Here is a 26,054-nt window from a genome sequence, read left to right as displayed (position 1 = left end):
GCGGCTTGCGGGGCAAGCTAGCGCCCCTGGCGCGCCAGCCACACGCCGGCTGCCGTCAAGGCCATGCCCGCCAGCGCCAGGCCGCCCAGCGTCTCGCCGAACATGGCCCAGGCGATCAGGGCCGTGGCCGGCGGCGTCAGGTAGAACAGGCTGGCCACGTGCACGGCGCCGCCGCGGCGTATCAGCAGGTTGAGCAGGCTGACCGCGCCCACGGACAGCACCAGCACCAGCCAGCCCAGCGCGAACAGGAACTCGCCGCTCCAGCGCACCTGCATGGTTTCGGTGGCCAGGGCCAGCGCCCCCGTCGCCACCAGGCAGGGCAGGTACTGGATGACCGAGCCCGTGCGCAGATCAAACGATGGGCAAAACCGCTTCTGGTACAGCGTGCCGGCCGTGATGCCGGCCAGCGCCACCACGGCCGGCACCAGCATGGCCAGCAGGGCATGGACCGGCACCGAGGCGATCTTGCCCGCCACCACCAGGGCCACGCCCGTGAAGCCCAGCGCCAGCCCGGCCCACTGCCGGGGCCGCACGGACTCGCCCAGCAAGGTGCCGGCCACCAGCGCCGTGATCAGCGGCTGCAGCCCCACCACCAGGGCCGTCACGCCCGAAGGCAGGCCGTGGGCGATGGCCGTGAACACGCCGGCCAGGTACACGCCATGCACGAACAGCCCTGACACGCCAATGTGCAGCCACTGGCGTGCCGACCGCGGCCAGGGCGCGCGCAGCACCAGGGCCACCGCCGCCATCAGCACCAGGACGATGGCATAGCGCAGCGTCAGAAAGGTCAGCGGCTCCACATAGGGCAGGCCGAACTTGGCGCCGATGAAGCCCGTGCTCCACAGCAGCACGAACAGCCAGGGAAGCAAGGCGGCCGCCATGGCGGGCGGCGAGGTTTCTTGGGTCATGGAGCGGATGCGCAAGACGATAGGGGCCGCGCCAGTGTGTCATGCCCCGTGCGCCAGGGGCTGCGCGTGGCAAACCACCGCACCAGGCAGTCGCGCAGCGCCGTCATGGCCGCGCTGCTGAACGCCGCCGAGGGCCGCACGAAGTAGATGCCCGAGGCGCCATCCAGGCGCCATTGCGGCAGCACCCGCACCAGCCGGCCTGCGGCCATGTGCTCGCTCATCAGCCAGTCGCCACCGGCCAGAATGCCCACGCCCATGACGGCGGCCGTGAGCAGGGCCTCGCTGTCATTGCTGACCATGGGGCCGCGCACCAGCACGGTGTGCCGGGCCTGGCCCTGAGGTACATCGCCCGATGCGCCACCGTGCACCAGCTCCCATTGCGGAAACGACTGCAGCCCCGTGAAGCCCAGGCAGCGGTGCGCCGCCAGGTCCTCGGGGTGCACCGGCGTGCCGTGGGCCTGCAGATAGGCGGGCGCGGCGCCCAGAATGCGCTGGTGCCCGCCCAGCCGCAGCGCCACGAGACGGCTGTCCGCCAGCCGGCCTATGCGCACTGCCGCGTCGAAGCGCTCGCCCACGATGTCCACGAAGCGGTCCGCATACTCCACCTCCAGCACGATCTGCGGATGGGCCAGCGCAAACTCCGCCAGCAGCGGGCTGAGCCAGCGCCGCCCCATGGCGGCCGGCAGCGATAGCCGCAGCCGGCCCCGCGCCTGCGAGGCGCCCTGGGCGGCCTCCTTCTGGGCATCGGCGATCAGGCCGGCCGCCTGGCGCACCTTGTCCACCAGGCGCAGGCCCTCGTCGGTCAGGTGCAGATGGCGTGTGCTGCGCTCCACCAGCCGCACGCCCAGCCGGGTCTCCAGCGCGTTCAGGCGTTTGGACAGCACGGACGGATGGCGCAGCAAGGCCCGCCCCGCCGCAGCGAAGGAGCCTTGTTCATGCAGCGCCACCAGGGCCGCCAGTTCATCGGCGTGCTGGCTGTCCAGAAGGTTCATGGGGTCAGGATGATCGCACCTTGGGAGCGTCCCTGCTCCAGATCGCCATGCGCCTGCGCCACCTCCTCCAGCGCATACCGGCGCCAGACGCCGGGCACGATGATGCCGGCCGCCACGGCGGCCAGCACGTCCCGTGCGCGCTCCTGGTACTCGGCCGCCGTGGCCGTGTGCGCGGCCAGGGAGGGGCGCGTGAGGAACAGCGAGCCCTTGGCATTGAGCGTGGCCACCGAGATGGGATCGGGCAGGCCGGAGGTCGCGCCGAAGGACACCAGCAGGCCGCGCGGGCGCAGGCAGTCCAGCGAGGCGCCCAGCGTCGTGCGGCCGATGGGGTCGTAGACCACATCGGCCTTCAGGCCCCGGGTGGCCTGCAGCACCTGGCCCGGCAGCGTGGCCGCATCGAACACGAAGACCTCGTCGCAGCCGGCCGCCCGCGCGCGCTCCACGCTGGCTGCCTTGGACACCACGCCGATCACCAGGGCGCCCAGGTGCCTGGCCCAGGCGCACATCAACTGGCCCAGCGCACCGGCGGCGCCATAGATCACGATGCGGCTGCCGGGGCCCACGGCATGGGTGGTCTTGAGCAGGTACTGCGCCGTGATGCCCTTGAACAACACGGCCGCCGCCGCGTCGTAAGGCAGCGCATCGGGCAGCTTCACCAGGCGCTCGGCCGGATACAGGCGGGCGCTGGCATAGGCGCCCAACGGCCCCGTGGCGTAGCCCACGCGCTCGCCCACGGCCACATTCGTCACGCCCTCGCCCACGGCGGCCACCCGCCCCGCGCCCTCCAGCCCCAGGCCCGAGGGAAAGGCGATGGCGACAGCGCCCTTGCGCTGGCTCACATCCAGCGGGTTCACGCCGATGGCCGTCTGCTCCAGCCAGACCTGGCCGGGGCCGGGCGCCTGCACCTCGACCGGCTCCAGGCGCATGGCGTCGGGGGTGCCTGCGGCGTCCATGCGGACCTTGATCAATGGGTTCATCTCGCTGCTCCGTGAAATGGGTGCAGCGTAGAAGAAGCGATTGGAGGCAGCAATAGGCCGGCGTGCAGTTCACTGCTGCATGGGGTGCAGCAATGACCACGAACCAGCGCGTACGCAGCCCACGCTCCCCGTCAGAAGTCGTGCCGGATGCCCAGCTCGAAGGCCGTGGAGGCGCGCCCGCCAAAGTAATTGGCCGCTGCCGGATTGCCGCTGACAGCCGCACCCCCGGCAATGGCGAAGGCCGCCCCATTGCGGTTGGACATGCGGGCCGCATGCGCGTACAGCGCCGTGCGCCGCGACAGCGAGTGCACATAGCCCAGCGCCCACAGGTCGGCATCGCTGGCGCTTTGCGCCGCCGTCGCGCCCTTCTGGTCGGCCTTGACATAGCTGAGCTTGACCACGCCGCTGCCCACGGGAACGCTCATGCCCACCAGGGTGTTGACCGTGCGGTCCTCGCCATGGACCCAGCGGCGCTGGGCCAGGCTGGCCTTGAGCCAGCCGAAGTCGTAGGAGACACCGTAGCTCTGGTCCTTGAAATGGATGCCGCTCAGGGTGTTGCGCGTGGTGAACTGCGCGCCCGCCACGTTCCAGCCCGCGCCCGCCCAGCCCAGCCGAAAGCCGTTGCCGCGCGTCTGGCCTGCCGCCGTGGCGCCCTTCTCGCCCAAGGTGGCGATCAGGCTGCCGGACACGCCCTGCAGCCCGCCCAGGCCGGCCGGCAGGAAATACTCCACCGCATTGCTCACGCGCAGCGTGGGATTGGCAGCCTGCGACTCCGGCGCCGTGCCGAAGGCCTGGCCCAGCGCGCGGGAAGCCGTGAACGAGCGAAAGCCATTGGCGCTGCCGATGCCCAGCGTGGCAAACGGATCGAAGCCGCTCCACACCAGGTGCGTGGGCACCCAGTCCCGCCCCAGCCGCAGCTCGCCCCATTGCCGCGAGGCCAGGCTGACCGTGGAGCGCCGGTCCCAGAACGGGCCGCTGGCGCCCATGGCGCCGGTGTCGGCCAGCAGGCTGCCGTCCAGGTAGAAGCCCGCGCTCAGGCCGTCGCCCAGGTCCTCCTGCCCCCGCAATACCAGTTTGCTGGTGGAGTTGGCGCCGCTGGCCTGCGAGGTGACCGTTCCCAGGCCCTGGTTGCGCACCTGCCTGACGCTCACATCGACGGTGCCCGAGATCGATACCGAGGACTGCGCGCCCGCATGCGCGGCGGCCAGCCCCAGCGAGGCAGCCAGGGCCTGGCGTATGAAAACCTGCATGTTGTCTCCTTGTGGTTTTTTGCTTTGCTTTGCTCTTTGCTCTTTGTTTTTCTCGGGCGTGTGCCGGGGTCTGCCCGGCTACTCGGGCTTGAAGCCCGCGCCTTTGAGCAGCGCGGCGCTCTGCGCCACATCGGCGGCGATGAAGCGCTTGAACTGCTCGGTGCTTTCCGAAACCGTGTCGATGCCCAGGCTCGCGAAGGCGCCGGACCTGGCCAGCTCGGCCACCGCCGCGTTGGAGGCCTGGTTCAGCCGCTGCACCCGGTCGGCAGGCGTGTCCCTGGGCGCCCACAGTCCGTACCAGGACGTATAGGCGAACCGCGGCAGGCCGCTTTCCTGCATGGTGGGTACCTCGGGCGCCAGCGGGCTGCGCTTGCCGGAGGTGATGGCAATCGGCCGCACCTTGCCGGCCTTGGCCAGGGGCAGCACGGAGACCATGGAGTCGAGCAGCAGGTCCACATGGCCGCCGCCCACATCCACCAGCGCGGGCTGCGTGCCCTTGTAGGGCACGTACTCGAGGCGCATGCGGCCCTGCTGGGCCAGCAGCAGCGTGGCCAGGTGGCTGGGTGCGCCCACGGCGGGAATGGCCGCCGTCCACGTGCTCTTGGCGCCTGCGGCCAGCACCTCGCCCAGCTTGCTGTGGGGCAGCTGCGGCGAGATCACCAGCATCAGCGGCGCCTCGCCCACGCGCGCCACGGGGACAAAGTCTGTCTGCGGGTCATAGGGCGGATGGGCCAGCACCTGCTTGGCCAGCACATGCGTGGCGGCCGAGAACAGCAGGGTGTAGCCATCGGGGGCGGCCGCCAGCACCGCACGGCCCCCCACCACGCCGCTGCCGCCCACGCGGTTCTCGACGATGACCGTCGTGCCCAACTGCTTGCGCAACTGCTCGGCGAACAGGCGCGCCGCGCTGTCCACGCCACCGCCCGCCACGAAGGGGACGATGACCTTGACCATCTTGCCCGGCTCGGGAAAGGCGGCGGGCGCACTGGACGAGGCCATGCTGGCGATGGGCAAGGCAGCCAGCGCACCCAGTAAGGCGCCCAGCACCGGCCCCTTCAGCCGTGTCAGAGTTTTCATGCTTTGTCTCCTGTTTCTTTTGAAAATGGGCCGGCCGTTGCGTGGCTCAGCCCGGGTCATGATTCGGCGCATGCCGCCTGTGCCTGCGCACCAGCACGCTCAGCGTGTCGTCCAGGGCCTGGGCATCCAGCCCCCGCGTGATGAAGACGATGCGCGTGCGCCGGTCGGCACCCGGCCAGCGGGGCAGCGTCTGCGGCGGGGCGAACAGGTGCTGCACGCCATGGATGACCAGGGGCTGGTCCGGGTGCTCCTGCAGGTGCACGATGCCTTTGACGCGCAGCAGGTCATCGCCGCGCATGGCCGTGACCCAGTCCATCCATTCGCCGAACGCCTGCGCGGGCAGGGGCTCGTCGCGCTGCAGCACAAAGGACGAGATGCCGTCGCGGTGCGCGCCTGCCGGCGCTGTCACCGGCGCTGTCACCGGAGCCATCAAAGGCTGGGCCATGGCCCGGTAGCCGGGTGCCTGGAGCATGCCCGCAGCGGCGTCCTCCTGCCCCGTCGCGCCTTCCGACATCAGCCGCTGCAGCAGCGCCACATGGTGGGCGGGGTCCATGCCTTGCGGCGCCTCGCCGTTGATGGCCTGCACCTGGGCCAGCAGTTGCGCAGCGGGCTGTGCGCCGCCCAGCAAATCTGTCTTGGTCAGCAGCAACAGGTCAGCCACAGCCAGCTGCCGCACGGCTTCGGGATAGCCTGCCAGCGTGGCGCTGCCCAGCACGGCATCGACCGTGCAGGCCACGCCGGCCAGCGCATAGCGCGCCCGCACGGCGGGCTCGCCCAGGAAGGAGCGCAGTATCGGCCCCGGGTCCGCGAGGCCGCTGGTTTCGATCAGCACGCGGCGCGGCGCGCCCTGTTCGCGCAGGGCCAGGCGCTCCAGCGCCTCCACCAGATCGCCGCGCACGCTGCAGCACAGGCAGCCATTGGCCAGCAGCACCGTGTCCTCGCAGGCCAGGCTGGTCAGGTCCTGGTCGATGCCGACCGCACCGAACTCGTTGACGATGACGGCCGTCCCGTGCAGGTCCGGCAGCGCCAGCAGCCGGTTGAGCAGCGTGGTCTTGCCGCTGCCCAGAAAGCCCGTGAGCACGGTGACCGGAATGCGCTGGCCCGCCGCTTCGGGCAGGGCCAGCAGGCTGGAGAAATGCCCGCTCATGACGCCACCCCACCATGCACCTCGGCGAACGAGCGCAGCGTGCGCTCCAGCCGCGCCAGCGCCCACTGCGCCACGGCCTGCGGCACCTCGTCCGAGCCCAGCGCATCGAGCAGGCCGCGCAGCGGCTGCGCGCCCTGCCCGGCTGCGGGCCGGGCACGGAACCAGGCCGCCACCTCGGGCTGCTCGCAGCGCTCGCCCCCGTCCTGCAGGTAGTCCACGATGTCCAGCTCGAAGTCCTCCAGCCGCAGGCTGATGCCGCCCGCCCCGCAGGCGCAGGCGCCGCCCAGCGCGACATGGCGCAGCGCCAGGGCGCACCACAGGTCCCAGAGCCGGCCGGCCTGCAGGGCGTGGTCGGACGCCATGGCCGTGCTCACTGCCCGTCCCAGGCCACGGCTGAGGTTGCCGTTGCGGCCGACGGAGACCGGCCGCTGCGCAGCGCCTGCGTGCCCTCGTGGTCCACCTGTCCCTGGCCATCCAGCGCCACGCGGTAGACCTCGCGGGCCACCTGGGCGCTCACATAGCCTTCGCGCACGTCCTCGGCCACCTTGTCCAGTTCGCGCGCCAGCGGGTCGCCAAAGCCCCCGCCGCCGCCCGACAGCATGCGGTAGGCATCGCCGCGTTCCAGGCGCACGTTGAAGATCTTGGCGTTGGCATGGTCGGTCTTCCAATCGCCCTTGTGGCGCACGGCCAGGCCGTTGCCCATGGCGTCGCCGCCGCCCTCCAGGCCCCAGGGCTTGCAGTGCACGCGGTCGATGCGCGTGGTGACGGTGAAGGGCGACAGCGCCTGCACCACCATCTCCGCGCCCAGGCCGCCCCGGTACTGGCCCGCACCGGCCGAGTCCTGGCGGATCTCGTACTTCTCCACCAGCACCGGGTACTTGGCCTCGAGCTGCTCGGTGGGGCTGTTGTGGGTGTCGCCGTCATTGATGCAGACGGTGACGGACACGCCGTCCTCACGGCTCTTGGCGCCCCAGCCGCCGCCCAGCGGGCCGATGCCGACGATGAACAACCGCCCGTCCTCGGGCGAGATGCCATGGATGTTGGGAAACACCAGGTCCGCATGGTGGCCCGCGATGGAGCGGTCGGGAATCGCCGGCGCCAGGGCCTTGAAGATGGTGTCGATCACCGTCATGGGGAAGGTCATCCACACGCGCATGGGATAGGGCCTCTCGGCGCTGATCACCGTGCCCATGGGCATGATCACCTTGAGCGGCCGAAAGCTCCCGTCGTTGACCGGGTAGTCGGTCGGCGTGGTGAGGCATTTGTAGGCCACCTGCGCGCAGGCGATGCCCGTGGTGAAGCCCGAGTTGTAGAAGCCGCGCACCTGCTTGGAGACGTCCGACAGGTCCACCGTCATCTCGTCGCCCTGCACCGTGACCTTGACGCGGATGGGAATGCGCTTGCCGATGTCCAGCCCGTCGTCGTCCATGAAGGACTCGGCCTCGTACACGCCATCGGGAATCGACAGCGTGTTCTTGCGCGCCACGGCCTCGCTGGAATCCATGATCTGCGCGATGGCGCCGTTGACCGCATCCACGCCATAGCGCTGCAGCAGTTCCACATAGCGGCGCTCGCCCGTGGTGATGGCCGTGATCTGCGCGCGCAGATCGCCCAGGGCCCGCTCGGCCAGGCGCACGTTCATCGCGATGATGTCGATCAGGTCCTGGTTGACCTCGCCCTGGCGCTGGTACTTCATGATGGGGATCTGTATCCCCTCGCTGAAGATGTCCGTGGTGACGTTGCCCAGCGTGCCGCCCACGTCCAGCCAGTGGGCCATGCAGCAGGTGAAGCCTTCGAGCCGGCCCTCATGGAACACCGGCATGGTGAACGTGAAGTGGTTCAGGTGGCTGCCGGTGGTGTAGGCATCGTTGGTGACCAGGATGTCGCCCGGCAGGATGTTCTCGTAGCCGAAGTGGCGGATCTTGGCCTTGACCGTCTCCGACATGCCGCGGATGAACATGGGCAGGCCCAGGCCGATGGACACCGTGTCGCCCTCGCGCGTGAACAGGCCGACCGTGAAGTCCAGCGCCTCGTAGATGATGAGGTTGTAGGCCGTGCGCGTCAGGTTGGTCTTCATCTCCTCCGTGACGGCGTACAGGCCGTTGCGGATGATCTCGACGGTGACCGGATCGACGGGCCTGGAGTCAGTGGGGTGGTTCATGTGCGGTCGCTCCCGATGTCGATTTGCAGATTGCCCAGTTCGTCCACGCGCAGCCGGTCGCCGGGCTGCACGACGGTGGTGGATGCGTGTTCCTCGATCAGCGCGGGCCCCGCGATCTCGTTGCCCGCCAGCAGGCGCTCGCGCAGATGCACCGGCGTGTCCACCCAGCCGCTGGAGCGGAAATAGACGGGCTTGACCGTGCGCACGGAGGCACGGCTGGGCTCGGCGCTGCCGCGTTCCACGCTGTGCCTGGGCGGTTTCTTCATCGTGCCCAGCACCGTGACGCGCAGGCTCACGAGGTCGGCCGGCTCCTGCGGGGCCGAGGTGCCGTAGCGCACCTTGTGCAGCTCGTCGAACTGGCGCTTGATGGCCGAGCGGTCCCTGCCCTCGAAGAAGGCCATGGGCAGGTCCACGGTCACCGCATGCTCCTGGCCCACGTAGCGCATGTCGGCGGCGCGCTCGATCACGATGCCGTCCGGCGCGATGCCGGACTGCGCCAGCGCGGCGCGGCCTTCGTCCTCCATGCTCTGGTAGGCGGCCTCGATCTCCTCGAAGGACACCTCGCCCAGCTTGCGGAACACCGAGCGCACGTAGTCGTAGCGCAGGTCGGAGAACAGCATTCCGTAGGCCGAGAAATAGCCGGGCGCATAGGGGATCAGCACCTTGCGGATGCCGATCTCACGCGCAATGGCCGAGGCGTGCAGCGGACCCGCGCCGCCGTAGACGACCATGGTGAAGCTGCCCGCATCCAGGCCGCGCTCGGTGGTCACGGCCTTGACGGCATGCGACATCTGCGTCACGGCGATGCGCAGGATGCCGTCGGCCGCCTCGGTGGGCTCCAGGCCCAGCGGGGTCGCCACGCGCTCGGCCATCTGGCGCTGGCAGGCGTCCATGTCCAGCTGCAGCTCGCCGCCCAGGAAATGCTCCGCGTCCAGCCGGCCCAGCACCAGGTTGGCGTCGGTCACCGTGGGCTCCAGCCCGCCACGGCCATAGGCCACGGGGCCGGGGATGGAGCCGGCGCTCTGCGGGCCCACGCGCAGCGCGTTGCCCGTCTCCACGCGGGCGATGGAGCCGCCGCCCGTGCCCACTTCGTGGATGTCCATCATCGGGATCTGTATCGGCAGGGCCTGCTCGTAGCCGCCGATCAGCGCCGAGCCCGTGGTCAGCGGCCGGCCCTCGCTGATCACGCCGGCCTTGGCCGTGGTGCCGCCCATGTCGAAGGCGATGGCATCACCCATGCCCAATTGCGCACAGATGGCCTGGGCGCCGATCACGCCGGCCGCCGGACCCGATTCGAGCATGCGCACGCAGCCCACCTTGGCGTGCTCGACCGGGAACAGGCCGCCCGTGGACTGCACGATGTAGAAATCGCCCTCGAAGCCCTTGCCGCCCAGGTGGCTCTCCAGCTGGCCCAGGTACTGCGACACGCGCGGCCCCACATAGGCATTGGCCACGGCGGTGGACACGCGCTCGAACTCGCGGTACTCCTGCGACAGCTCGTGCGAGGCGCAGACGAAGGCGCCCGGCATCTCTTCCTGCAGGATCTGCTTGACGCGCTGCTCGTGCGCCGGGTTGCGGTAGGAGTGCAGCAGCAGCACGGCCACGGCCTCCACGCCCTGCCCTGCCAGCTCGCGGGCCAGCTCGCGCACGGCTGCCTCGTCCAGCGGCTTGTGCAGGCTGCCGTCGGCGCGCAGGCGCTCGGACACCTCATGGCGCAGCGAGCGCCGCACCAGCGGCTGGTGCTTGTTGAAGAACAGGTTGTAGGCATCGGGCCGGTTCACGCGGCCGATCTCGTAGATGTCGCGAAAGCCCTCGGTGATCAGCAGCGCGGTGTGGGCGCCATTGCGCTCCAGCAGCGTGTTGATGGCAATGGTGGAGCCATGCAGGAACAGATGGCCGTCGCGCCAGTCGATGCCCGCGCTGTCTATCGTGGCCTGGATGCCGTTGACCAGCTCGCCATGCGTGGACAGGGCCTTGCCGAACAGCAGCTGGCCGCTGGCCTCGTCGAACGCCGCCATGTCGGTGAAGGTGCCGCCGATATCGACGGCAATGCGCAGCCGGGGCCGCTGCGAAATCGCTTGTTGGTTATCCATGAAATTCTCCGGAGTCAGACGGCAGCGGTATCCGTGCCGATGCGGTTGCGCAGCACGCCCAGGCCCGTGATCTCGACCTCGACCACATCGCCGTGCTTCATGTACAGAGGCGGCTCGCGGCGGTCGCCCACGCCGCCCGGCGTGCCCGTGGCGATCACATCGCCGGGCGACAGCGGCGTGAAGCGCGACACATAGGCCACGATGGTGGGGATGTCGAAGATCAGGTCGCCCAGGCTGGCCTGCTGCACCACGCTGCCGTTCAGGCGCGTCTGCAGCGCCAGGCTGCGCACGTCGGCCACCTCGTCGCGCGTGACCAGCCAGGGGCCGAAGGGCGCCGTGCCGGGAAAGTTCTTGCCGGGCGTGAACTGGTGCGTATGGCGCTGCCAGTCGCGCACGCTCACATCGTTGAAGCAGGCATAGCCGGCGATGTGGTCGAAGGCATCTTCCTTTGCAATGTGGCGCCCGCCCCGGCCGATGACGAAGGCCAGCTCGCCCTCCCAGTCGAAACGCTCCGAAAAGGCCGGGCGCAGCAGCTCGTCGCCATCGGCGGCCAGGCTGTCGTTGAAGCGCAGGAACAGCGACGGGTGCTCGCTGTCGGCGCGCCGCGTCTCGGCCACATGGGACTTGTAGTTCAGGCCCACGCAGATGAGCTTGCCGGGGTTGGGGATGACGGGCAGCGCCTGGGTCTGCGCCGCATCGACGGACACGGCGCCGGCCTGCAAGGCCTGCTCCAGCTCGCCCAGCGCCTGTGCGCGCAGCACGGACAGCAGGTCGGGATGGCGGGCGAGAAAGTCGGCGGGCGGCAGCAGGAAGCGCTCGGCCAGAACCTGCCCGTAGCGGGGCTGTCCGGCATGGATGAAGCTGGCGAGTTTCAACGGATTTTCCTTAGGTTCGGTGTCTGGAAAACCTGCCACGGCAAGGCCGCTGGCAAGGCATGACTGCACTGTAGAAATCCCGTTGATATCTGGATAGATAGAATTTCAGGCTTTCAGAATTGCCTCATCAGGCATACCTCAACCGGGTAACCACCATGCACCTGCCCAGCGTCAAGCTCTTCCTCGAGGTCTCCGAAGCCGGCAGCATCAGCAAGGTCGCGGCACGGCGGCACACCGTGCAGTCGCACATCAGCCGGCAGATCAGCGAGTTCGAAGCGTCTCTGGGCGGCCCCTTGCTGCGGCGCACGGGCCGGGGCGTCACGCTGACACCGCTGGGCGCGCGGGCCGCGCTGCGGCTGCGCAGCTGGCTGCAGGAAACCGAGCAATTGCAGGAAACGCTGCGTGCGGACGCAGGCCAGCTATGGGGAGAGGTGCGGCTGGGCATCGTGCCCTCGGCCGCGCACCCGCTGATGACGCATGTGTTCGACTGGCTGCAGCGCGAGCACCCGGGCATACGCCTGAACATCACCGAGGCCCAGGGCACGGAGCTCGACGCGCTGCTGGACAGCGGTGCCGTGGACCTGGCCATCCTCTTTCGCTTCGCGCGCCCGGCCGGCGGCGACGAGCGGCTGCTAAGCACCGCGCACAGCTATCTGGTGTCGCGCCCTGGCGATCCCTTGACCCTGGCGCCCACCACGGAGTTCGCCGCGCTCGACGGCCTGCAACTGGTGCTGCCGCGACGCCCCAGCCATTGGCGCGACGCGCTCGATGAGGCCGCGCACAGCCACGGCTTTCGGCTCGCGGCTGCCGCCGAGGCCGACTCGCTGACCGTGCAAAAGGAGCTCGTGGCCCACGCGCCCGGCCTCTACTCGGTGATCGGCCCGTATTCCATCGATGCCGAACTGCGCCAGGGCCGGCTGCAGGCCAGCCGCCTGGTCAACCCCGGCCTGGTGCGCCATGTGACGCTTGCCCTGCCCCGGCACGGCAAGCTCACCCAGGCCTGCCGCGTGGTGGGCGATGCCATCGAGGCATTGACGCAGGCCTGGGGGCAGCAGCTGTCGCCGGGGCCGCTGAGCACCTCGGGACTGCTCGGCGGTTGAAGGGATCAGATATCGGCCCCATCGGCTCCAGTCGCAGGCCATGCACGCCGTGGCCAGGCCATCGGACCAGAACGGCCGCAACCATGTCAGCGCGCCTGGCCATCACGCACGGCTGCAATGGCTTCGATCTCGATCATGGCCGCCGGGTCGTACAGCGCCTGGATCTGGGCAATCGTGTCGGCCGGATAAGGGGCGCCGAAGAACTCGCGGCGCAAGGCGACCACCTCGTCGAAGTGGCCCATGTCGGTGACGAAGATGGTGACCTTGATCACGTCCTTCAGGCTGGAGCCGCCCGCCTCCAGCGCGCGGCGCAGATTGGCAAACGCCTGCCGGCCCTGGGCCAGGAAGCCGCCCGGCACGATGCGGCCATCGTCTCCGGCGCCGGCCTGGCCGGAGATGAACAGCAGCTCGCCAAAGCGAATGCCTTGTGACAGCAAAAACGGCTCGTAGGGGTCGGGTTGCGTGGTGACACGGTGCAGCATGGTTTCATTTCCTTCATCCATCCCCGGCAGGATCGCGCTTGGGGCATGGGTGGACGATAGGGAAGCCGGATGATTGCGACAAAGGTTCATTTGTCAGGCATAAGATGAGTTTTCCTCACCCCATTCCTCACCCGCCCCTTGCGTCCTCCAGCCCTCATGCAACGCAATCAGCTACCGCTTTCCGCACTGCGCGCCTTCGAGGCCGCCGCCCGCCTGGGCAGCTTCAAGCAGGCCGCCGACGACTTGGCAGTGACACCCACGGCCATCAGCCACCAGATCCGCGCGCTGGAGGAACAGCTGGGCCTGGCGCTGTTCGATCGCCAGGTACGCAAGGTGGTGCTGACCGAGGCCGGCGCCCAGCTCTATCCGGTGCTGCGCGACGGTTTCGACGCCTTTGCCGCCACGCTGGAGCGCCTGCAGCAAAAGCGCCTGCGCGCCCAGGTCAGCATCTCGGCCACCAATGCGTTCACCGTGAAATGGCTGGTGCCGCGCATGGCCAGCTTCCGGGCGATGCACCCGGAGGTGGACCTGCAACTGCAGGCCTCGGACGATGTGGTGGACCTGCGCTCCCATGCCGTCGATATCGCCGTGCGCTACGGGCGCGGCCCCTATCCTGGCCTGGTGGCCGAGCCCCTGTTCAGCGACCGCTTTGCGCCCGTGGCCAATCCCCGGCTGGGCGTGCTGGGTCCGGCCGACCTGGCCCGCCTGCCGCTGATCCGCTTTGACTGGAAGACGGCGCACGCCAGCAATCCCACCTGGGAGCGCTGGTTTGACGAGGCAGGCCTGGCCTGGAATTCACCGGCGGGGCAACTGCGCTTTTCCGACGAGGGCCATGCCATCCAGGCGGCCATTGCCGGTCATGGCATTGCCCTGGTGAGCCTGGCCCTGGTGGCCGAGGACATTGCGGCCGGTCACCTGTTGCAGCCCTTCGGCCCCTCGATCACCGGCCATACCTACCATCTGGCCGTGGGCGAGCAACGGAAGCCGGGTCCCCATGTGCGCGCCGTCATGGACTGGCTCAGAAGCCAGTCCATGGCCGTGCCGTAGCCGAACCGTAGCCGCCCTCAATAGCCCCGCGCCGCGTCCACCGCCTGCGGCAGCTCGCCGCTGGCGCGCCAGCGCCGGATGTTGCCCGCCACGATGGCCGATGCCGTCGCGCGGTCCGTGGGTGCCGAGATGTGGGGCAGCACGGTCACGGCGGGGTGCGCCCATTGCCATGACGCTTCGGGCAGGGGCTCCTGCTCGAACACGTCCAGCACGGCATGGGCCAGGCGGCCGCTGTCCAGGGCGGCGCGCAGCGCGGCATCGTCCACGATGGGGCCGCGCGCAAAGTTGATCAGCGAGGCATGGGCAGGCAGCGCGGCCAGCGCCTGCGCGCCGACGATGCCGCGCGTCTGCGGCGTGAGCGGCAGCAGGCACACGAGGATGTCGGTGCCTGCCAGCATGGTTGGCAGTTCGGCATCGCCTGCATGGCATTGCACGCCCTCGATGTGCCTGGGCGTGCGGCTCCAGCCGCGCACCTGAAAGCCTGCCGACAGCAGCCGCTGAGCTGCGGCCTTGCCCAGTGCGCCCAGGCCCAGCAGCGATACCGTCCTGTCCTGCGCGCGCACGCCGTCATGCGCCAGCCATTGGCGCGCGGCCTGCTGGCGGGCATAGCGCGGCATGTCGCGGTGCAGGTACAGGGTCCAGGCCAGCACGGCCTCGGCCATGGTGTCGGCCAGTTGCGGGTCCACCAGGCGGACGATGTGCAGGTCGGTATCGCCCAGGTCGGCCACCAGGCGCTCCACGCCGGCCCAGACGCTGTGCACCCATTGCAGGCGCGGCAGCGTGCGCAGGTCGGCAGGCTGGGGATTGGCGACGATGGCGACCTCGCAGGCCGCGCGCTGGTCGGCATCCAGCGCGTCGAGCGCCACCACGCGCTCCTCGGGCAGGGCGGCCTGCAGGGCCTGCAGCCAGGCCTGGGCTGCCGGGTAGCCGGGTGCGCAGACGAAGGGGAGCGGTGGCAGCGAGGGCAGCGAACCGCTCATTTGGCGAAGACCTTGTCCAGGTCGGCGAAGCCCTTGACCTCGATGGGATTGCCGCTGGGGTCGCGGAAGAACATGGTGGCCTGCTCGCCGGGCTCGCCCTCGAAGCGGATGCCGGGTTGCAGCACGAAGTCCACCACGCCGCCCGACAGCCGCGCGGCCAGGGCCTTCCAGTCGTCCATGGCCATCACCAGGCCCAGGTGGGGCATGGGCACCATGTGGTCGCCCACGCGGCCGGTGTTCGTGACCGGGAAGGGCTCGCCCAGGTGCAGCGAGATCTGGTGGCCGAAGAAGTCGAAGTCCACCCAGGTCTCGGTGCTGCGGCCTTCCTGGCAGCCGAGCAGCGTGCCGTAGAAGGCGCGCGCTTCGTCCAGATCGCGGACATGGTAGGCAAGGTGGAAACTGGTGCGCATGGCTGATCCTTTGGTTGTGCTTGTGGTGCAGGCAGGTTCGCAGGCCGTGGCCTGCCGTGGGTGGCGCGAGCCTAGCAGAGGCTTTTCAAAAGTGATAGCGTTGATTTCTTTGCAATCCCCAAGGAAATCTTTTGGAGACCCGCTATCTCAAGAGCCTGATCGCCGTGGTGGACAGCGGCTCCATCGCCGATGCGGCGCGCGCCGAGCACCTGACCGCCGCCGCCGTGGGCCAGCGCGTGCAGGCGCTGGAGCGCGAGCTTGGCTTTGCCCTGCTCTCGCGCAGCGGCCATGCGGCCCGCCCCACCCAGGCCTGCCTGGCCCTGCTGCCGCGCGCGCGGCGCCTGGTGCGCGAGGCCGCGCTGCTGGGCAGCGATGCCAGTGCCGATGGGCTGGCCGGCACGCTGCGCATCGGCGCCATCTCGACCGCGCTCACCGGCATGCTGCCGGCCGCGCTGCGCAAGCTCACGCAGGCGGCGCCACAGTGCCGGCCCGTCATCGTGCCGGGCACCTCGCGCGCGCTGTTCCAGATGCTGCAGGCCGGCGAGCTCGATGCCGCCGTCATCGTGGCGCCCCCTTTTGAACTGCCCAAAGCGCTGCGCAGCGTGCAGTTGCGCCGCGAGCCATTGGTGCTGCTGGCCCCGCCCCAGGCACGCGGCCGGCCTGCCACGCTGCTGCGCAGCCTGCCCTACATACGCTACGACCCCGATGCCTGGGGTGGCCGCCATGCGGCCGACTGGCTGGCCGACCAGGGGCTGGAGCCTGCGGTGCTGTGCGATCTCGATGCGCTGGAGGCCATCGCCATGCTGGCCGCCGACGGCATGGGCGTGGGCCTGGTGCCGCACTGGACAGGCCTGGAACGCTTCATGGGCGACTGCCGCATGCTGCCCATTGCGGGCGCCGCCTATGAGCGCGCCATCTTGCTGGTGACCAGCGCCGAGCCCGACCTGCCGCGCATGGCCGAGCTGCTGGAGGGCGCACTCGCGTAGGTTGCGGCCTTCGCTCTCAATCCGCCTGCACGTAGCCCGTGACGCGGATCATCTCGCGGTACTTGGCGATCTCGCGCGCATAGGCGGCCGCCGCATCGTCCAGGCCCATGGGCTTGGCGACATCACGGCCGTCGGCCTCCAGCCTGGCGATGACCTGCGGGTCCAGCAGGGCCTGGCCGATGGCCTGGTTCAGGCGCTGCTTGACATCCTGCGGCGTGCCCCGCTTGACGAAGTAGCCCGCCAGGCTGGCGTACTCGAAATCGCGCAGCGCCGGCACTTCGGTGATGCTGGGCACGGCCGACAGCACGGCAGGCCGGTTGCGCGACAGCACGGCCAGCGCCCGGAAGCGGCCGGTGCGGATCATCTCCAGCATGGACGCCTGGAACGGCATGATGCTGAAGTCGATCTGGCCGCCGGCCAGGTCCTGGATCACGGGTGCCGTGCCCGCATAGGGCGCGTGCGTGAACGGCACCTTCACCACCTTGCCCATGTACTCGGTGATCAGGTGGTAGAGCGAGCCCACGCCCACCGAGCCGTAGGTCAGCGAATTGCTTTCGTTGCGCGAGCGGGCCAGCGCCAGGAACTCTTGCATGTTCCGGGCCGGCAGGCCCGAGCGCACCAGCAGCACCAGGTGGGTGACGGTGATGTACTGCAGGTTCTCGAACGCATCGGGCTGGTAGCGCACGGCCTTGTTGGTGAGCGGCGGCAGGATGAGTTCGTTCTGCGTGCCCTGGAAGAACATGCTGCCGTCGGCCCTGGCGCCCAGCACTTTGGATGCGGCAATCGTGCCCGTGGCGCCGCCCAGGTTTTCCACGATCACCTTGGCCGCCAGTCCCTCGCCTATGGGCTTGCTCAGAATGCGGGCGCTGACGTCGCTGGGCCCGCCTGCCGGGTAGGGCACCATCAGGCTGACCGGGCCGGGCGCCGAGGCCGCGGCAGGCTGCAGCATCAGGGGCGCCAGCGGCAGGCCGGCGGCGATTTTCAGGAGCGAGCGGCGTGTGGGCAAGGCAAGTGGATTCATGAAAGTGCACCAGGCAGTGGCTTGAGGGGGAAGGCGGGAATCAGGCGCGCCCTACCACCGGGCGTGGGGCAGGCGCGCAATGGTGTGGAGCACCGCCAGGCCGCGCGGGACGATGGTGTCCACCTCGCAGTACTCGTCGGTGGTGTGGAACTTGCCGCCCACGGGGCCGGTGCCGCACAGCGTGATGGCGCCCAGGCTGGAGGTCACGCCCGAGTCCGCGCAGCCGCCGCTGAACTCGCCCTCGGCCTTGTGGCCCAGCGCGCCCAGCTCGGCCTGGTACAGCTCGAACAATTGCTGCGACTGCGGCGTGGGAACGAAGGGGCGGAACTCGCCGGTGATGTTCAGCGTGGAGCGCGTGCCCTGGATGAAGGACTTGTCGCAGATGCAGCGGATGCGGCCCACCAGGGACTCGCGCTGGTCCAGGTCGAAGATGCGCAGGTCGATGGCCGCCTTGGCCGACGGCGCCGACGTGTTCACCGACAGCCCGCCCGACACCAGGCCCACGTTGACGGTGACGCCCTTGTCCAGGTCGGTGAGCGCGTCCAGCGCCACCACCTTGTGCGCCAGCTCCGAGATGGCGCTGATGCCCTCGGCGAAGTTGGCGCCCGAGTGCGCCGCCTTGCCCTCGATCTCCACGCCGAAGAACACGCCGCCCTTGCGGCCCGTGACCACGTTGCCCGAAGGCCGGCCCGGCTCCGCATTGAAGACAAAGCCCGCCTTGCGCGCGAAGGGCTCGATGACGGACTTGCTCAGGGGCGAGCCGATTTCCTCGTCGCAGGTGAACAGGCCCGTGACCTCGGGCGCAGGCTCCGCGCTGTGGGCCAGTGCAGCCAGCAGGAAGGCGTTCATGACGATGCCCGACTTCATGTCGGCCACGCCCGGGCCGTAGGCCCTGCCGCCTTCGATGCGAAACGGCCTGCGCGCGGCCTCGCCTTCAGGGAAGACCGTGTCGCAGTGCCCCATCAGCAGCACGGGCCTGCCCACGGTGCTGCCCGCGTTCACCGTCACCGAGATCGCCGCCTCCACGCCATCGACGAAATGCGGGCTGACCTGCAGCCCCTGACCCAGGAAGAAGGCCTCCAGGCGCCGGAACACGCGCGCCACGCCGGGCTTGTCGAAGCTGCCCGAGTCGATGTTGACGATGTCCGCCAGCAGCGAAAGCATGTTCTCCCGCTGGCCCTTGATCCACTCCGACGCGCCGACCGCCCGGTCCGCACTGACAATGGCTTGCTGTGGCATCCGCTGCCTCCGTATTTTTCAATACTTGGTATTGTTATTTAATACCTCAGATTCACAATCAGGTAAAACGATGATCGAAAACGCGTTGTATGTGGGTTCCGTGGGCAAGGCATTCCGCGTGCTGGACTGCTTCAAGGGCGCGGCGGGCGACCTGAGCCTCACGGAAATCATGGAGCGCAGCGGCCTGGACAAGAGCGCCGCCCAGCGCTACGCCTACACCCTCAGCGCCGAGGGCTACCTGCAGCAAAACAGCCAGACCCGCCGCTACCGGCTGGGCCCGGGCGTGCTGGACCTGACCTTCCATTTCCTGCGCACGCATGCGCTGGCCGAGGCGCTCAACCCCCTGCTGCTGCAGCTGTCCAAGGACACGGAGCAGAAGATCAGCCTGTCGCTGCGCGACGGCGACTGGCTGGTGCACGTGCTGCGCCACCAGACCAGCACCGAGCACTACCACGCCTCCCTGGTCGGGCGGCGCGTGCCCCTGCAATGCACGGCAGGCGGGCGCGCCGTGATGGCACGGCTGGACGAGGCGCAGGTGGAGCAGCTGCTGGCCCCCGGCCGCCTGGTGGCCAGCACGCCCCGGACGCTGACCACGGCCAAGGCCGTCCAGGCGGAACTGAAGAAGGTGCGCGAGCGCGGCTACGCCATGGTGGTGGATGAATTCATCATGGGCGAGGTCGCGCTGGCCGCCGCCGTGGTCGATGCCGACGGCGTGCCGCTGGGCGCCCTGCACCTGAGCGGATCGTCAAGCCAGTGGAGCGGCGCCGACTACGCGAAGAAGTTCTCTCCCCTGCTGCTCAACGCCATCGCCCAGTACGAGCGGCGCAACGCGTAGCGCCTGCCGTCCAGCGCGGATCCCGCTATACTGCGCCCCTTCTTTCTTGAACGAGCTGCTGCAGGAAAGACGTTTTCCGGGCCTTTGCCGCCCGGGTGTCTTTCATCGTCCGTACACCCACCGGACGCGGCGAGCGCCAACCAGGCCTCGCGGATCTGCAGCCATGAGCACTCCTCAACGACTCCAGCGTGCCTTTGCACGCACGGGCATCTCTCTCGACTATCGCGACGGCATCTACCACGTGCGCGATGGCCAGGCCGAGGCCCACATTCTTCTTCCCGACAGCCTTCCCCTGGAGGACAAGGCCGTGCGCCAGTTGCTGGCCTTTGCGGCCGTGCGCCGGCATGACGGCCAGGGCAGCCATGGCGCCGTCTGCCGCGCCTGCGCCACGCCCGACTTCCATCCGGGCACGGTGGCGCCCGTGGGCAGCGTGGTGGCCACGCCATCGGACTTCGTCATTCCGGCCGCCATCGGCACGGACATCAACTGCAGCGTGCGCCTGCTGACCACGGGCGCCCGGCTGGACCAGCTGGCGCCGCACAAGGGCCGGCTGGTGGAACTGCTGACCGCCAGCCTGCTGGGCAGCGGGCGCGACGTGCCCGTGACCACGGCCGCCTTCCGCGCGCTGTTCGACCACGGGCCGGCCGCCTTTGTGGACCGGCTGAGCGGCCAGGGCCTGTGGGGCCATGTCGACAGGGATCGCCTGCACCGCGAGCTGGCCGCCTGCATCGGCCTGGACAGCTTCGCTGGCAGCGCCCGCCACGCGCCCCATGCCTATCTGCAGGAGCGCCATGCCGTGTTCCGCGACCCGTGCCTGGGCACGGTGGGATCGGGCAACCATTTCGTGGAACTGCAGGTGGTCGATGAGGTGCTGGACCGCCACGCGGCCTACCGGGCCGGCCTGCGCGCGGGCGACGTGGTGGTGATGATCCACAGCGGCTCGCGCGACCTGGGCTTTTACGTGGGCCAGGCCTGGATGGACCGCGCCCGGGCCGAGTGGCCGCAAGGCGTGAAGCACCCGGCCAGCGGCCTGTACGGCCTGTCGGGTCCGCTGGCCGGCGAGTACCTGCAGGCCATGGGCGTGGCGGCGCGCTATGCCTGGGCCAACCGCGTGGTGCTGGCCGAGCTGGTGCGCAAGGACCTGGAGCAGATCGTGGGCGCAGCGGATTCGCGCCTGGTCGTCGATGTGCCGCACAACGTGGTCCTGCAGCAAGGCGGCATGAACATCCACCGCAAGGGCGCCACACCGGCCAACGAGGGCGACTTCGCGCTCATCCCGGGGTCCATGGGCGATGCCTCGTACCTGGTCACGGGCCTGGGCGCGGCCGACTGGCTCTGGTCCTGCAGCCATGGCGCGGGGCGGCGCATGCGCCGCCAGGCCGTGCGCGCACTGCGGCCCGAAGCCCGTGCAGGTCATGCGGGCGAACAGGGCTGGCAATGCGTGACGCTGCGCGAGGAGCGCCGCATCGAGGAGGCGCCCGAAGCCTACAAGCCCATCGGCCCGGTCATCGAGTCGCAGGAGGCCGCCGGCCTGATCCATGCCGCCGTGAAGCTCAGGCCCTGGATCACCTTCAAGGCCTGAGCACCGGCAGGCGCCTCACTGCAGCCGCAAGCCCTCCGCCGCACGGTCCTGGGCCAGCTTGCGGTACAGCGTCTGGCGGCTGATGCCCAGCATGCGCGCGGCCTGGGTGACATTGCCCCGGCAGTTCTCCAGCGCCTGCCGCACGGCCGAGCGCGAGAGTTCATCCAGGCTTTGCGGCGCAGCGTCGAGCCGGGGGCCGCTGCGGGCGGTCTGCGCCAGCTCGGCCTGGAAGTCGTCGGGCAGGTGCTGCCACTGCAGGCAGTCCTCATGGGGATCGAGCATGGCGCAGGCCGTTCTCAGCACGCTGGCGCACTGGCGCAGATTGCCGGGCCAGCCATGGCCGGCCAGCTGCGCCAGCAGGGCCGGTGCCATGCGCAGCGGGCGCGCGGGTTCGATGTCGGCCAGCATGCGCGCGGCCAGCGCCTCGAAGTCGCCGCGCTCGCGCAGCGGCGGCAGCTCCACGGCCAGGCCGTTGATGCGGTAGTACAGGTCGGCACGAAAACGCCCCTGGTCGGCATCCTCGCGCAGCCTGCGGTTGGAGGCGCTGACCAGCGCGAAATCGACCGCAACGGGCGTGCCACCGCCCAGCGGCACCACCTGCCGCTCCTGCAGCACGCGCAGCAGCCGGGTCTGCAGCGACAGCGGCATGTCGCCGATCTCGTCCAGGAACAGGGTGCCGCCGTGCGCCTGGCGCAGCAGGCCCGCCTGTCCTTCGCGCCGCCCGCCCGTGAAGGCACCCTGGCGGTAGCCGAACAGCTCGGCCTCGATCAGCGACTCGGGCATGGCCGCGCAGTTGATGGCCACGAAGGGGCCGTCGCGGCGTGGCCCGCTGTCGTGGGCCGCGCGCGCAAACCATTCCTTGCCCACGCCGGACTCGCCCTGGATGAGCAGCGCAATCGGCTTGCCCAGCACGCGCCGGGCCTTGTCGGCCGCCGCACGCCAGCGCGCATCGCCCGTGTCCAGCCGCGCCAGCGCATCGCGCGCCGGCTGCTGCGGCGCCTGTTGCTGTTGCTGTTGCTCTGCAACCCGCTCCACGACCGAGGACCGGACCGTGCGCCGGTCCGGCACCAGCTGGCCGAACAGCGCTGTGCCGTCATGGCGCCGCAGCGGCTGGGCCGCATCGGGCTGGCGGTGCTGGCGTGACAGCAGCTCCTCCAGGCCCGCGTCCAGCACCTGCTCCAGCGACACGCTGCCCAGTTGCGCCCGCGACAGGCGCAGCAGGGCCAGCGCGGCGCGGTTGGCGCCCACCAGCCATCCGTCGGCGGAGATCAGCGCAATGCCTTCGGCCACCGTGCCAATGCCTTCGGGCCGCGCGTGCAGGTGCAGGCGGATGTGGCGCTGGCCGTCGCAGGCCATGAGGCGGTTTTCGATCATGCGGGCCGCCGTGCCGACCAGGCCCAGCGTGTGCGGGCTGCCCCGGCCATATTCGCTGGAGATGTCCAGAATGCCCAGCAGCTGGCCCGTGCCCGACAGGATGGGCGCGGCCGCGCAGGTGAGAAAGCCGTTGCGTTCCAGGAAATGCTCGCCGCCCTGGATTTCGATGGAGTCCATCTCGGCCAGTGCCGTGCCGATGGCATTGGTGCCGCGCTGCGCCTCATGCCAGGACGCACCGCTGGCCAGGGCCACGCGCTCGGCCTTGCCCAGAAAGAAGGGGTCGCCGCAGGTATCCACCAGGGTGCCGCAGGGGCCGGCCAGCACCACCACGCTCTGGCTGCCGCGCACCTGCTCGGACAGGTATTCCATGACGGGCCGTGAATGCGCCAGCAGCGCATGGTGGCGGCTGCGCAGCACGCCCAGCGCGTGCTGCTCCAGGTTGTCGGCGGCGCCCAGCCGTCCTGTGGGACGCAGTCCCTGCTCGATGCAGCGCTGCCACGAGCGCGCCAGGCGCTCGTCCACCAGGCCGCTGGGGCACAGGCCTGACTCCATCAGGCTGTGACGGGCCTGGCGCAAGGCCACAAGGGAGGCTCTCGATTGCATGCTGTCTCCTGCTCGGGCGTCATTGCGCCGCGTTGCAGACCAGTATGCGGGGCCGGAGGGCACCGGGCAAGCCAAGTGGCAGGCCAGGCGCCCGACTGTTCCATTTCTGGACAGTTGTCCTGTTGCGCAACGTCACGGCACAGGGCGAACGCGCACGGGAATACCCGCAGCAGCCACGTCCCGCGTGCCTTTGCGGGCACCTGCCCTGCGGCCTGCAGGCTGGCACGGCTTTTGAATCATGTCTGCCGTCCGGCCATGGCCGGATATGCCGATCCACACCCGATCACAACAGACCCATAAGCATCCTCAGGAGACAAGCAGCATGACCGTCTACGCAGCACCCGGCGCCGCTGGCGCCAAGATCGCCTACAAGGCCCGCTACGACAACTTCATCGGCGGCAGGTTCGTACCTCCGGTCAAGGAGCAGTACTTCGACGTGGTCACCCCCATCAGCGGCAAGGTCTACACCCGCGCCGCGCGCTCCACGGCCGAGGACATCGAACTGGCGCTGGACGCCGCCCATGCCGCCAGCGACGCCTGGGGCCGCACCAGCGCGGCCGAGCGTGCGAATGTCCTGCTGAAGATCGCCGACCGCATCGAGGCCAACCTGGAGCTGCTCGCCTATGCCGAGACCGTGGACAACGGCAAGGCCATCCGCGAGACGCTGAATGCCGACATCCCGCTGACCGTGGACCATTTCCGCTATTTCGCGGGCTGCGTGCGCGCCCAGGAAGGCGCGCTCAGCCATATCGACGAGACCACGGTGGCCTATCACATCCAGGAGCCGCTGGGCGTGGTGGGCCAGATCATCCCCTGGAACTTCCCCATCCTCATGGCGGCCTGGAAGCTGGCACCCGCGCTGGGCGCGGGCAACTGCGTGGTGCTCAAGCCGGCCGAGTCCACGCCCATCAGCATCCTGATCCTGGCCGAGCTCATTGCCGACCTGCTGCCGCCCGGCGTGCTCAACATCGTCAACGGCTTCGGCCGCGAGGCCGGCATGCCGCTGGCCACCAGCAAGCGCATCGCCAAGATCGCCTTCACGGGCTCCACCTCCACGGGCCGCGTGATCGCCCAGGCCGCGGCCAACAACCTGATCCCGGCCACGCTGGAGCTGGGCGGCAAGTCGCCCAACATCTTCTTCGCCGACGTGATGGACAAGGACGATGCCTTCCTCGACAAGGCCGTCGAAGGGCTGGTGCTGTTCGCCTTCAACCAGGGCGAGGTCTGCACCTGCCCCAGCCGCGCGCTGATCCACGAAAGCATCTACGACCGCTTCATGGAGCGCGTGCTCCAGCGCGTGGCCGCCATCCGGCATGCCAACCCGCTGGACACCGACAGCATGATGGGCGCGCAGGCGTCCAAGGAGCAGCTCACCAAGATCCTGTCGTACCTGGACCTGGGCAAGCAGGAGGGCGCCGAGGTGCTGGCCGGCGGCGGCCAGGCCCATCTGGGCGGCGACCTGGAAGGCGGCTACTACGTGCAGCCCACGCTGTTCAAGGGCCACAACAAGATGCGCATCTTCCAGGAGGAAATCTTCGGCCCCGTGCTGGCCGTGACCACCTTCAAGGACGAAGCCGAGGCCCTGGCCATTGCCAACGACACGCTCTACGGCCTGGGCGCGGGCGTGTGGAGCCGCAACGGCAACGTGGCCTACCGCATGGGCCGCGCCATCAAGGCCGGGCGCGTGTGGACCAACTGCTACCACGCCTACCCGGCGCATGCGGCCTTTGGCGGCTACAAGGAATCGGGCATCGGTCGGGAGACCCACAAGATGATGCTGGACCACTACCAACAGACCAAGAACCTGCTGGTCAGCTACAGCGAGAACAAGCTGGGCTTCTTCTGAAGTTCTTCCCAGGTGAATGCGGCCGGCGGCGCACAGCGCGGCCGGCCGCCCAGGAAAGGACCAACCCATGGTTGACAAAGTGATTGCCACCGATGCCGCCCTGGCGCTGATCGCCGACCTGCAGGCGCAGCACGGGCCGGTGTTCTTCCACCAGTCCGGGGGCTGCTGCGACAACAGCGCCGCCAACTGCTACCTGCCCGGCGAGCTGACGATAGGCGCCCAGGACGTGCTGCTGGGCCAGGTGGGCGGCGCGCCCTTCTACATCGGCAAATCCCAGTACGAGTACTGGAAGCACACCCAGCTCATCCTCGACGTGATCGAGGGCCAGGGCGGCACCTTCTCGCTGGAGGGCAGCACGGGCAAGGCCTTCCACACACGCTCCAGGCTGTTCACGGACGAGGAATACGCCGAGATCCTGGCCAGCGAGGGCAACGGCCCCTGACAGGGGCCGCGCGGTGGGCTACTTTCCGGTCAGTCGCTTGACCGCGGCCTCGGTCTGGCGCACATGCTCGTCCGGGTCCGAGCCGATGTGCACGAAGCGGACCTTGCCGTCCTGGCCGATCACGTAGGAGATGCGGTCGGCGCGCTGGGGGTCGGCGGCGGCCGAGGCGTCGTAGGCGCGGATGGTCTGCGCCTGCGGGTCCGATGCCACGGCGAACTGGTCGCGGCAGGCCTCGGTGGAAAAGCGCTTGAGCGTATCGATGTCGTCATGCGACATGCCCACCACCGTGGCGCCCATGGCCGCGAAACGCGGCGTGGCCTCGGCAAAGGCGTGGGCTTCCATGGTGCAGCCCTGGGTGAAGGCCTTGGGGAAGAAATACAGCACCACCGGCCCCTTCCTGAGCGTGGCGGCCATGTCGAAATCGAAGGCCTTGCCCGCCACCGCGGCCGGCGTGGTGAAGCGCGGCGCGCTGTCGCCCACCTTGAGCGCGGCCTGGGCCAGCGGCGACAGCAGCAGCGCCGCCAGCAGGGGAGCGGCGGCACGCGCGCAGCGGCGGCCCAGGGATGCGCGTGGGTGGGTGGAATCGCCGCAGCGGATATCGGACATGCATGGCCTCCTGAGCCTGGA

The 26,054-nt window shown here is 69.5% G+C and carries 24 protein-coding genes; 7 read left to right on the top strand and 17 right to left on the bottom strand.

Features of this window, described 5'->3' with window-relative positions; genetic code table 11:
• Nucleotides 1-17: 17 nt before the first annotated feature.
• The 10 genes from LGR64_RS01840 to LGR64_RS01795 all read right to left on the bottom strand — a co-directional run bounded on the left by LGR64_RS01840 (nucleotide 18) and on the right by LGR64_RS01795 (nucleotide 11,480).
• A complete protein-coding gene (locus LGR64_RS01840; protein WP_230354921.1) occupies nucleotides 18-908 on the bottom strand; it encodes a DMT family transporter in 891 nt (296 codons plus the stop codon).
• Nucleotides 905-1,900 (bottom strand): LysR family transcriptional regulator, encoded by a 996-nt coding sequence (locus LGR64_RS01835; protein ID WP_230354920.1) that lies wholly within the window; start codon nucleotides 1,898-1,900, stop codon nucleotides 905-907. Before LGR64_RS01835 ends, LGR64_RS01840 begins: the two co-directional genes overlap by 4 nt.
• A complete protein-coding gene (locus LGR64_RS01830; RefSeq protein WP_230354919.1) occupies nucleotides 1,897-2,877 on the bottom strand; it encodes a quinone oxidoreductase family protein in 981 nt (326 codons plus the stop codon). Before LGR64_RS01830 ends, LGR64_RS01835 begins: the two co-directional genes overlap by 4 nt.
• A 131-nt stretch (nucleotides 2,878-3,008) precedes the next feature.
• Entirely contained in the window at nucleotides 3,009-4,127 is a 1,119-nt protein-coding gene (locus LGR64_RS01825; protein ID WP_230354918.1) for a porin, read from the bottom strand.
• 78 nt (nucleotides 4,128-4,205) lie between these two features.
• Entirely contained in the window at nucleotides 4,206-5,204 is a 999-nt protein-coding gene (locus LGR64_RS01820; RefSeq protein WP_088163726.1) for a tripartite tricarboxylate transporter substrate binding protein, read from the bottom strand.
• A 46-nt stretch (nucleotides 5,205-5,250) separates the two neighbouring features.
• On the bottom strand, nucleotides 5,251-6,351 hold the full coding sequence (locus LGR64_RS01815) for a CobW family GTP-binding protein (RefSeq protein ID WP_230354917.1): 1,101 nt from the start codon (nucleotides 6,349-6,351) through the stop codon (nucleotides 5,251-5,253).
• Nucleotides 6,348-6,713, bottom strand: a complete 366-nt coding sequence (locus tag LGR64_RS01810; protein WP_034398970.1) for a hypothetical protein — start codon at nucleotides 6,711-6,713, stop codon at nucleotides 6,348-6,350. Before LGR64_RS01810 ends, LGR64_RS01815 begins: the two co-directional genes overlap by 4 nt.
• Before the next feature lie 8 nt (nucleotides 6,714-6,721).
• Nucleotides 6,722-8,512: a hydantoinase B/oxoprolinase family protein gene (locus LGR64_RS01805; RefSeq protein ID WP_230354916.1), complete on the bottom strand. Its 1,791-nt coding sequence runs from the start codon at nucleotides 8,510-8,512 to the stop codon at nucleotides 6,722-6,724.
• The gene (locus LGR64_RS01800; protein WP_047217157.1) at nucleotides 8,509-10,605 is read right to left on the bottom strand and encodes a hydantoinase/oxoprolinase family protein; all 2,097 of its coding nucleotides are present in this window, start codon (nucleotides 10,603-10,605) and stop codon (nucleotides 8,509-8,511) included. The genes LGR64_RS01805 and LGR64_RS01800 overlap by 4 nt, the downstream gene beginning before the upstream one ends.
• A 14-nt stretch (nucleotides 10,606-10,619) precedes the next feature.
• Nucleotides 10,620-11,480: a fumarylacetoacetate hydrolase family protein gene (locus LGR64_RS01795; protein ID WP_230354915.1), complete on the bottom strand. Its 861-nt coding sequence runs from the start codon at nucleotides 11,478-11,480 to the stop codon at nucleotides 10,620-10,622.
• A 155-nt stretch (nucleotides 11,481-11,635) separates the two neighbouring features.
• Between LGR64_RS01795 and LGR64_RS01790 the strand changes: the two genes are divergently transcribed.
• Nucleotides 11,636-12,580 (top strand): LysR family transcriptional regulator, encoded by a 945-nt coding sequence (locus LGR64_RS01790; protein ID WP_013800697.1) that lies wholly within the window; start codon nucleotides 11,636-11,638, stop codon nucleotides 12,578-12,580.
• Nucleotides 12,581-12,666: 86 nt separating this feature from the next.
• On the opposite strand, the gene LGR64_RS01785 is transcribed toward LGR64_RS01790, so the two are convergent.
• Nucleotides 12,667-13,062 carry a RidA family protein gene (locus LGR64_RS01785; protein ID WP_016445482.1) on the bottom strand — a complete coding sequence of 132 codons (396 nt, stop codon included), beginning with the start codon at nucleotides 13,060-13,062 and terminating at the stop codon, nucleotides 12,667-12,669.
• 156 nt (nucleotides 13,063-13,218) lie between these two features.
• Between LGR64_RS01785 and LGR64_RS01780 the strand changes: the two genes are divergently transcribed.
• Nucleotides 13,219-14,109 carry a LysR substrate-binding domain-containing protein gene (locus LGR64_RS01780; RefSeq protein ID WP_230354914.1) on the top strand — a complete coding sequence of 297 codons (891 nt, stop codon included), beginning with the start codon at nucleotides 13,219-13,221 and terminating at the stop codon, nucleotides 14,107-14,109.
• Between the two features lie 17 nt (nucleotides 14,110-14,126).
• Here LGR64_RS01780 and LGR64_RS01775 read toward each other — a convergent pair whose 3' ends face one another.
• Together LGR64_RS01775 and LGR64_RS01770 are read right to left on the bottom strand one after the other, a co-directional pair.
• Complete coding sequence (locus LGR64_RS01775; protein WP_230354913.1) at nucleotides 14,127-15,089, bottom strand: 2-hydroxyacid dehydrogenase; 963 nt, start codon at nucleotides 15,087-15,089, stop codon at nucleotides 14,127-14,129.
• Nucleotides 15,086-15,499, bottom strand: coding sequence for a VOC family protein (locus tag LGR64_RS01770; protein WP_012207434.1), 414 nt, complete (start codon nucleotides 15,497-15,499; stop codon nucleotides 15,086-15,088). Before LGR64_RS01770 ends, LGR64_RS01775 begins: the two co-directional genes overlap by 4 nt.
• Before the next feature lie 131 nt (nucleotides 15,500-15,630).
• On the opposite strand from LGR64_RS01770, the gene LGR64_RS01765 reads away from it, so the two are divergent.
• Nucleotides 15,631-16,485: a LysR substrate-binding domain-containing protein gene (locus LGR64_RS01765; protein WP_063328323.1), complete on the top strand. Its 855-nt coding sequence runs from the start codon at nucleotides 15,631-15,633 to the stop codon at nucleotides 16,483-16,485.
• Between the two features lie 16 nt (nucleotides 16,486-16,501).
• On the opposite strand, the gene LGR64_RS01760 is transcribed toward LGR64_RS01765, so the two are convergent.
• Together LGR64_RS01760 and LGR64_RS01755 are read right to left on the bottom strand one after the other, a co-directional pair.
• Nucleotides 16,502-17,506, bottom strand: coding sequence for a Bug family tripartite tricarboxylate transporter substrate binding protein (locus LGR64_RS01760; RefSeq protein WP_230354912.1), 1,005 nt, complete (start codon nucleotides 17,504-17,506; stop codon nucleotides 16,502-16,504).
• Between the two features lie 51 nt (nucleotides 17,507-17,557).
• Nucleotides 17,558-18,745, bottom strand: coding sequence for a M20 family metallopeptidase (locus tag LGR64_RS01755; protein WP_016450904.1), 1,188 nt, complete (start codon nucleotides 18,743-18,745; stop codon nucleotides 17,558-17,560).
• Between the two features lie 70 nt (nucleotides 18,746-18,815).
• Here LGR64_RS01755 and LGR64_RS01750 point away from each other — a divergent pair, with 70 nt between their 5' ends.
• Together LGR64_RS01750 and LGR64_RS01745 are read left to right on the top strand one after the other, a co-directional pair.
• Nucleotides 18,816-19,580 (top strand): IclR family transcriptional regulator, encoded by a 765-nt coding sequence (locus LGR64_RS01750; protein ID WP_013800690.1) that lies wholly within the window; start codon nucleotides 18,816-18,818, stop codon nucleotides 19,578-19,580.
• Between the two features lie 163 nt (nucleotides 19,581-19,743).
• Nucleotides 19,744-21,162 carry an RtcB family protein gene (locus LGR64_RS01745; RefSeq protein WP_034397062.1) on the top strand — a complete coding sequence of 473 codons (1,419 nt, stop codon included), beginning with the start codon at nucleotides 19,744-19,746 and terminating at the stop codon, nucleotides 21,160-21,162.
• Nucleotides 21,163-21,177: 15 nt separating this feature from the next.
• Here LGR64_RS01745 and LGR64_RS01740 read toward each other — a convergent pair whose 3' ends face one another.
• Nucleotides 21,178-23,139: a sigma-54-dependent Fis family transcriptional regulator gene (locus tag LGR64_RS01740; protein ID WP_230354911.1), complete on the bottom strand. Its 1,962-nt coding sequence runs from the start codon at nucleotides 23,137-23,139 to the stop codon at nucleotides 21,178-21,180.
• 322 nt (nucleotides 23,140-23,461) lie between these two features.
• On the opposite strand from LGR64_RS01740, the gene exaC reads away from it, so the two are divergent.
• Nucleotides 23,462-24,985, top strand: a complete 1,524-nt coding sequence (gene exaC, locus LGR64_RS01735; protein WP_012207447.1) for an acetaldehyde dehydrogenase ExaC — start codon at nucleotides 23,462-23,464, stop codon at nucleotides 24,983-24,985.
• 67 nt (nucleotides 24,986-25,052) lie between these two features.
• Nucleotides 25,053-25,427, top strand: coding sequence for a DUF779 domain-containing protein (locus LGR64_RS01730; protein ID WP_012207448.1), 375 nt, complete (start codon nucleotides 25,053-25,055; stop codon nucleotides 25,425-25,427).
• Nucleotides 25,428-25,445: 18 nt separating this feature from the next.
• Here LGR64_RS01730 and LGR64_RS01725 read toward each other — a convergent pair whose 3' ends face one another.
• On the bottom strand, nucleotides 25,446-26,033 hold the full coding sequence (locus LGR64_RS01725; RefSeq protein ID WP_198819539.1) for a peroxiredoxin: 588 nt from the start codon (nucleotides 26,031-26,033) through the stop codon (nucleotides 25,446-25,448).
• Between the last annotated feature and the right edge of the window lie 21 nt (nucleotides 26,034-26,054).

This window comes from Delftia sp. Lp-1, from assembly GCF_020523835.1.
Taxonomy (GTDB): domain Bacteria; phylum Pseudomonadota; class Gammaproteobacteria; order Burkholderiales; family Burkholderiaceae_C; genus Comamonas; species Comamonas acidovorans.
The sequence above is the reverse complement of the archived record's forward strand: the minus strand, read 5'-3'. Positions and strand labels throughout refer to the sequence as shown.

Bases quoted from the DNA above. Each gene is read 5' to 3' on its own strand.
- LGR64_RS01840 (WP_230354921.1), bottom strand. From the start codon at position 908: ATGACCCAAGAAACCTCGCCGCCCGCCATGGCGGCCGCCTTGCTTCCC.
- LGR64_RS01835 (WP_230354920.1), bottom strand. From the start codon at position 1,900: ATGAACCTTCTGGACAGCCAGCACGCCGATGAACTGGCGGCCCTGGTG.
- LGR64_RS01830 (WP_230354919.1), bottom strand. From the start codon at position 2,877: ATGAACCCATTGATCAAGGTCCGCATGGACGCCGCAGGCACCCCCGAC.
- LGR64_RS01825 (WP_230354918.1), bottom strand. From the start codon at position 4,127: ATGCAGGTTTTCATACGCCAGGCCCTGGCTGCCTCGCTGGGGCTGGCC.
- LGR64_RS01820 (WP_088163726.1), bottom strand. From the start codon at position 5,204: ATGAAAACTCTGACACGGCTGAAGGGGCCGGTGCTGGGCGCCTTACTG.
- LGR64_RS01815 (WP_230354917.1), bottom strand. From the start codon at position 6,351: ATGAGCGGGCATTTCTCCAGCCTGCTGGCCCTGCCCGAAGCGGCGGGC.
- LGR64_RS01810 (WP_034398970.1), bottom strand. From the start codon at position 6,713: ATGGCGTCCGACCACGCCCTGCAGGCCGGCCGGCTCTGGGACCTGTGG.
- LGR64_RS01805 (WP_230354916.1), bottom strand. From the start codon at position 8,512: ATGAACCACCCCACTGACTCCAGGCCCGTCGATCCGGTCACCGTCGAG.
- LGR64_RS01800 (WP_047217157.1), bottom strand. From the start codon at position 10,605: ATGGATAACCAACAAGCGATTTCGCAGCGGCCCCGGCTGCGCATTGCC.
- LGR64_RS01790 (WP_013800697.1), top strand. From the start codon at position 11,636: ATGCACCTGCCCAGCGTCAAGCTCTTCCTCGAGGTCTCCGAAGCCGGC.
- LGR64_RS01785 (WP_016445482.1), bottom strand. From the start codon at position 13,062: ATGCTGCACCGTGTCACCACGCAACCCGACCCCTACGAGCCGTTTTTG.
- LGR64_RS01780 (WP_230354914.1), top strand. From the start codon at position 13,219: ATGCAACGCAATCAGCTACCGCTTTCCGCACTGCGCGCCTTCGAGGCC.
- LGR64_RS01775 (WP_230354913.1), bottom strand. From the start codon at position 15,089: ATGAGCGGTTCGCTGCCCTCGCTGCCACCGCTCCCCTTCGTCTGCGCA.
- LGR64_RS01770 (WP_012207434.1), bottom strand. From the start codon at position 15,499: ATGCGCACCAGTTTCCACCTTGCCTACCATGTCCGCGATCTGGACGAA.
- LGR64_RS01760 (WP_230354912.1), bottom strand. From the start codon at position 17,506: ATGAATCCACTTGCCTTGCCCACACGCCGCTCGCTCCTGAAAATCGCC.
- LGR64_RS01755 (WP_016450904.1), bottom strand. From the start codon at position 18,745: ATGCCACAGCAAGCCATTGTCAGTGCGGACCGGGCGGTCGGCGCGTCG.
- LGR64_RS01750 (WP_013800690.1), top strand. From the start codon at position 18,816: ATGATCGAAAACGCGTTGTATGTGGGTTCCGTGGGCAAGGCATTCCGC.
- LGR64_RS01745 (WP_034397062.1), top strand. From the start codon at position 19,744: ATGAGCACTCCTCAACGACTCCAGCGTGCCTTTGCACGCACGGGCATC.
- LGR64_RS01740 (WP_230354911.1), bottom strand. From the start codon at position 23,139: ATGCAATCGAGAGCCTCCCTTGTGGCCTTGCGCCAGGCCCGTCACAGC.
- exaC (WP_012207447.1), top strand. From the start codon at position 23,462: ATGACCGTCTACGCAGCACCCGGCGCCGCTGGCGCCAAGATCGCCTAC.
- LGR64_RS01730 (WP_012207448.1), top strand. From the start codon at position 25,053: ATGGTTGACAAAGTGATTGCCACCGATGCCGCCCTGGCGCTGATCGCC.
- LGR64_RS01725 (WP_198819539.1), bottom strand. From the start codon at position 26,033: ATGTCCGATATCCGCTGCGGCGATTCCACCCACCCACGCGCATCCCTG.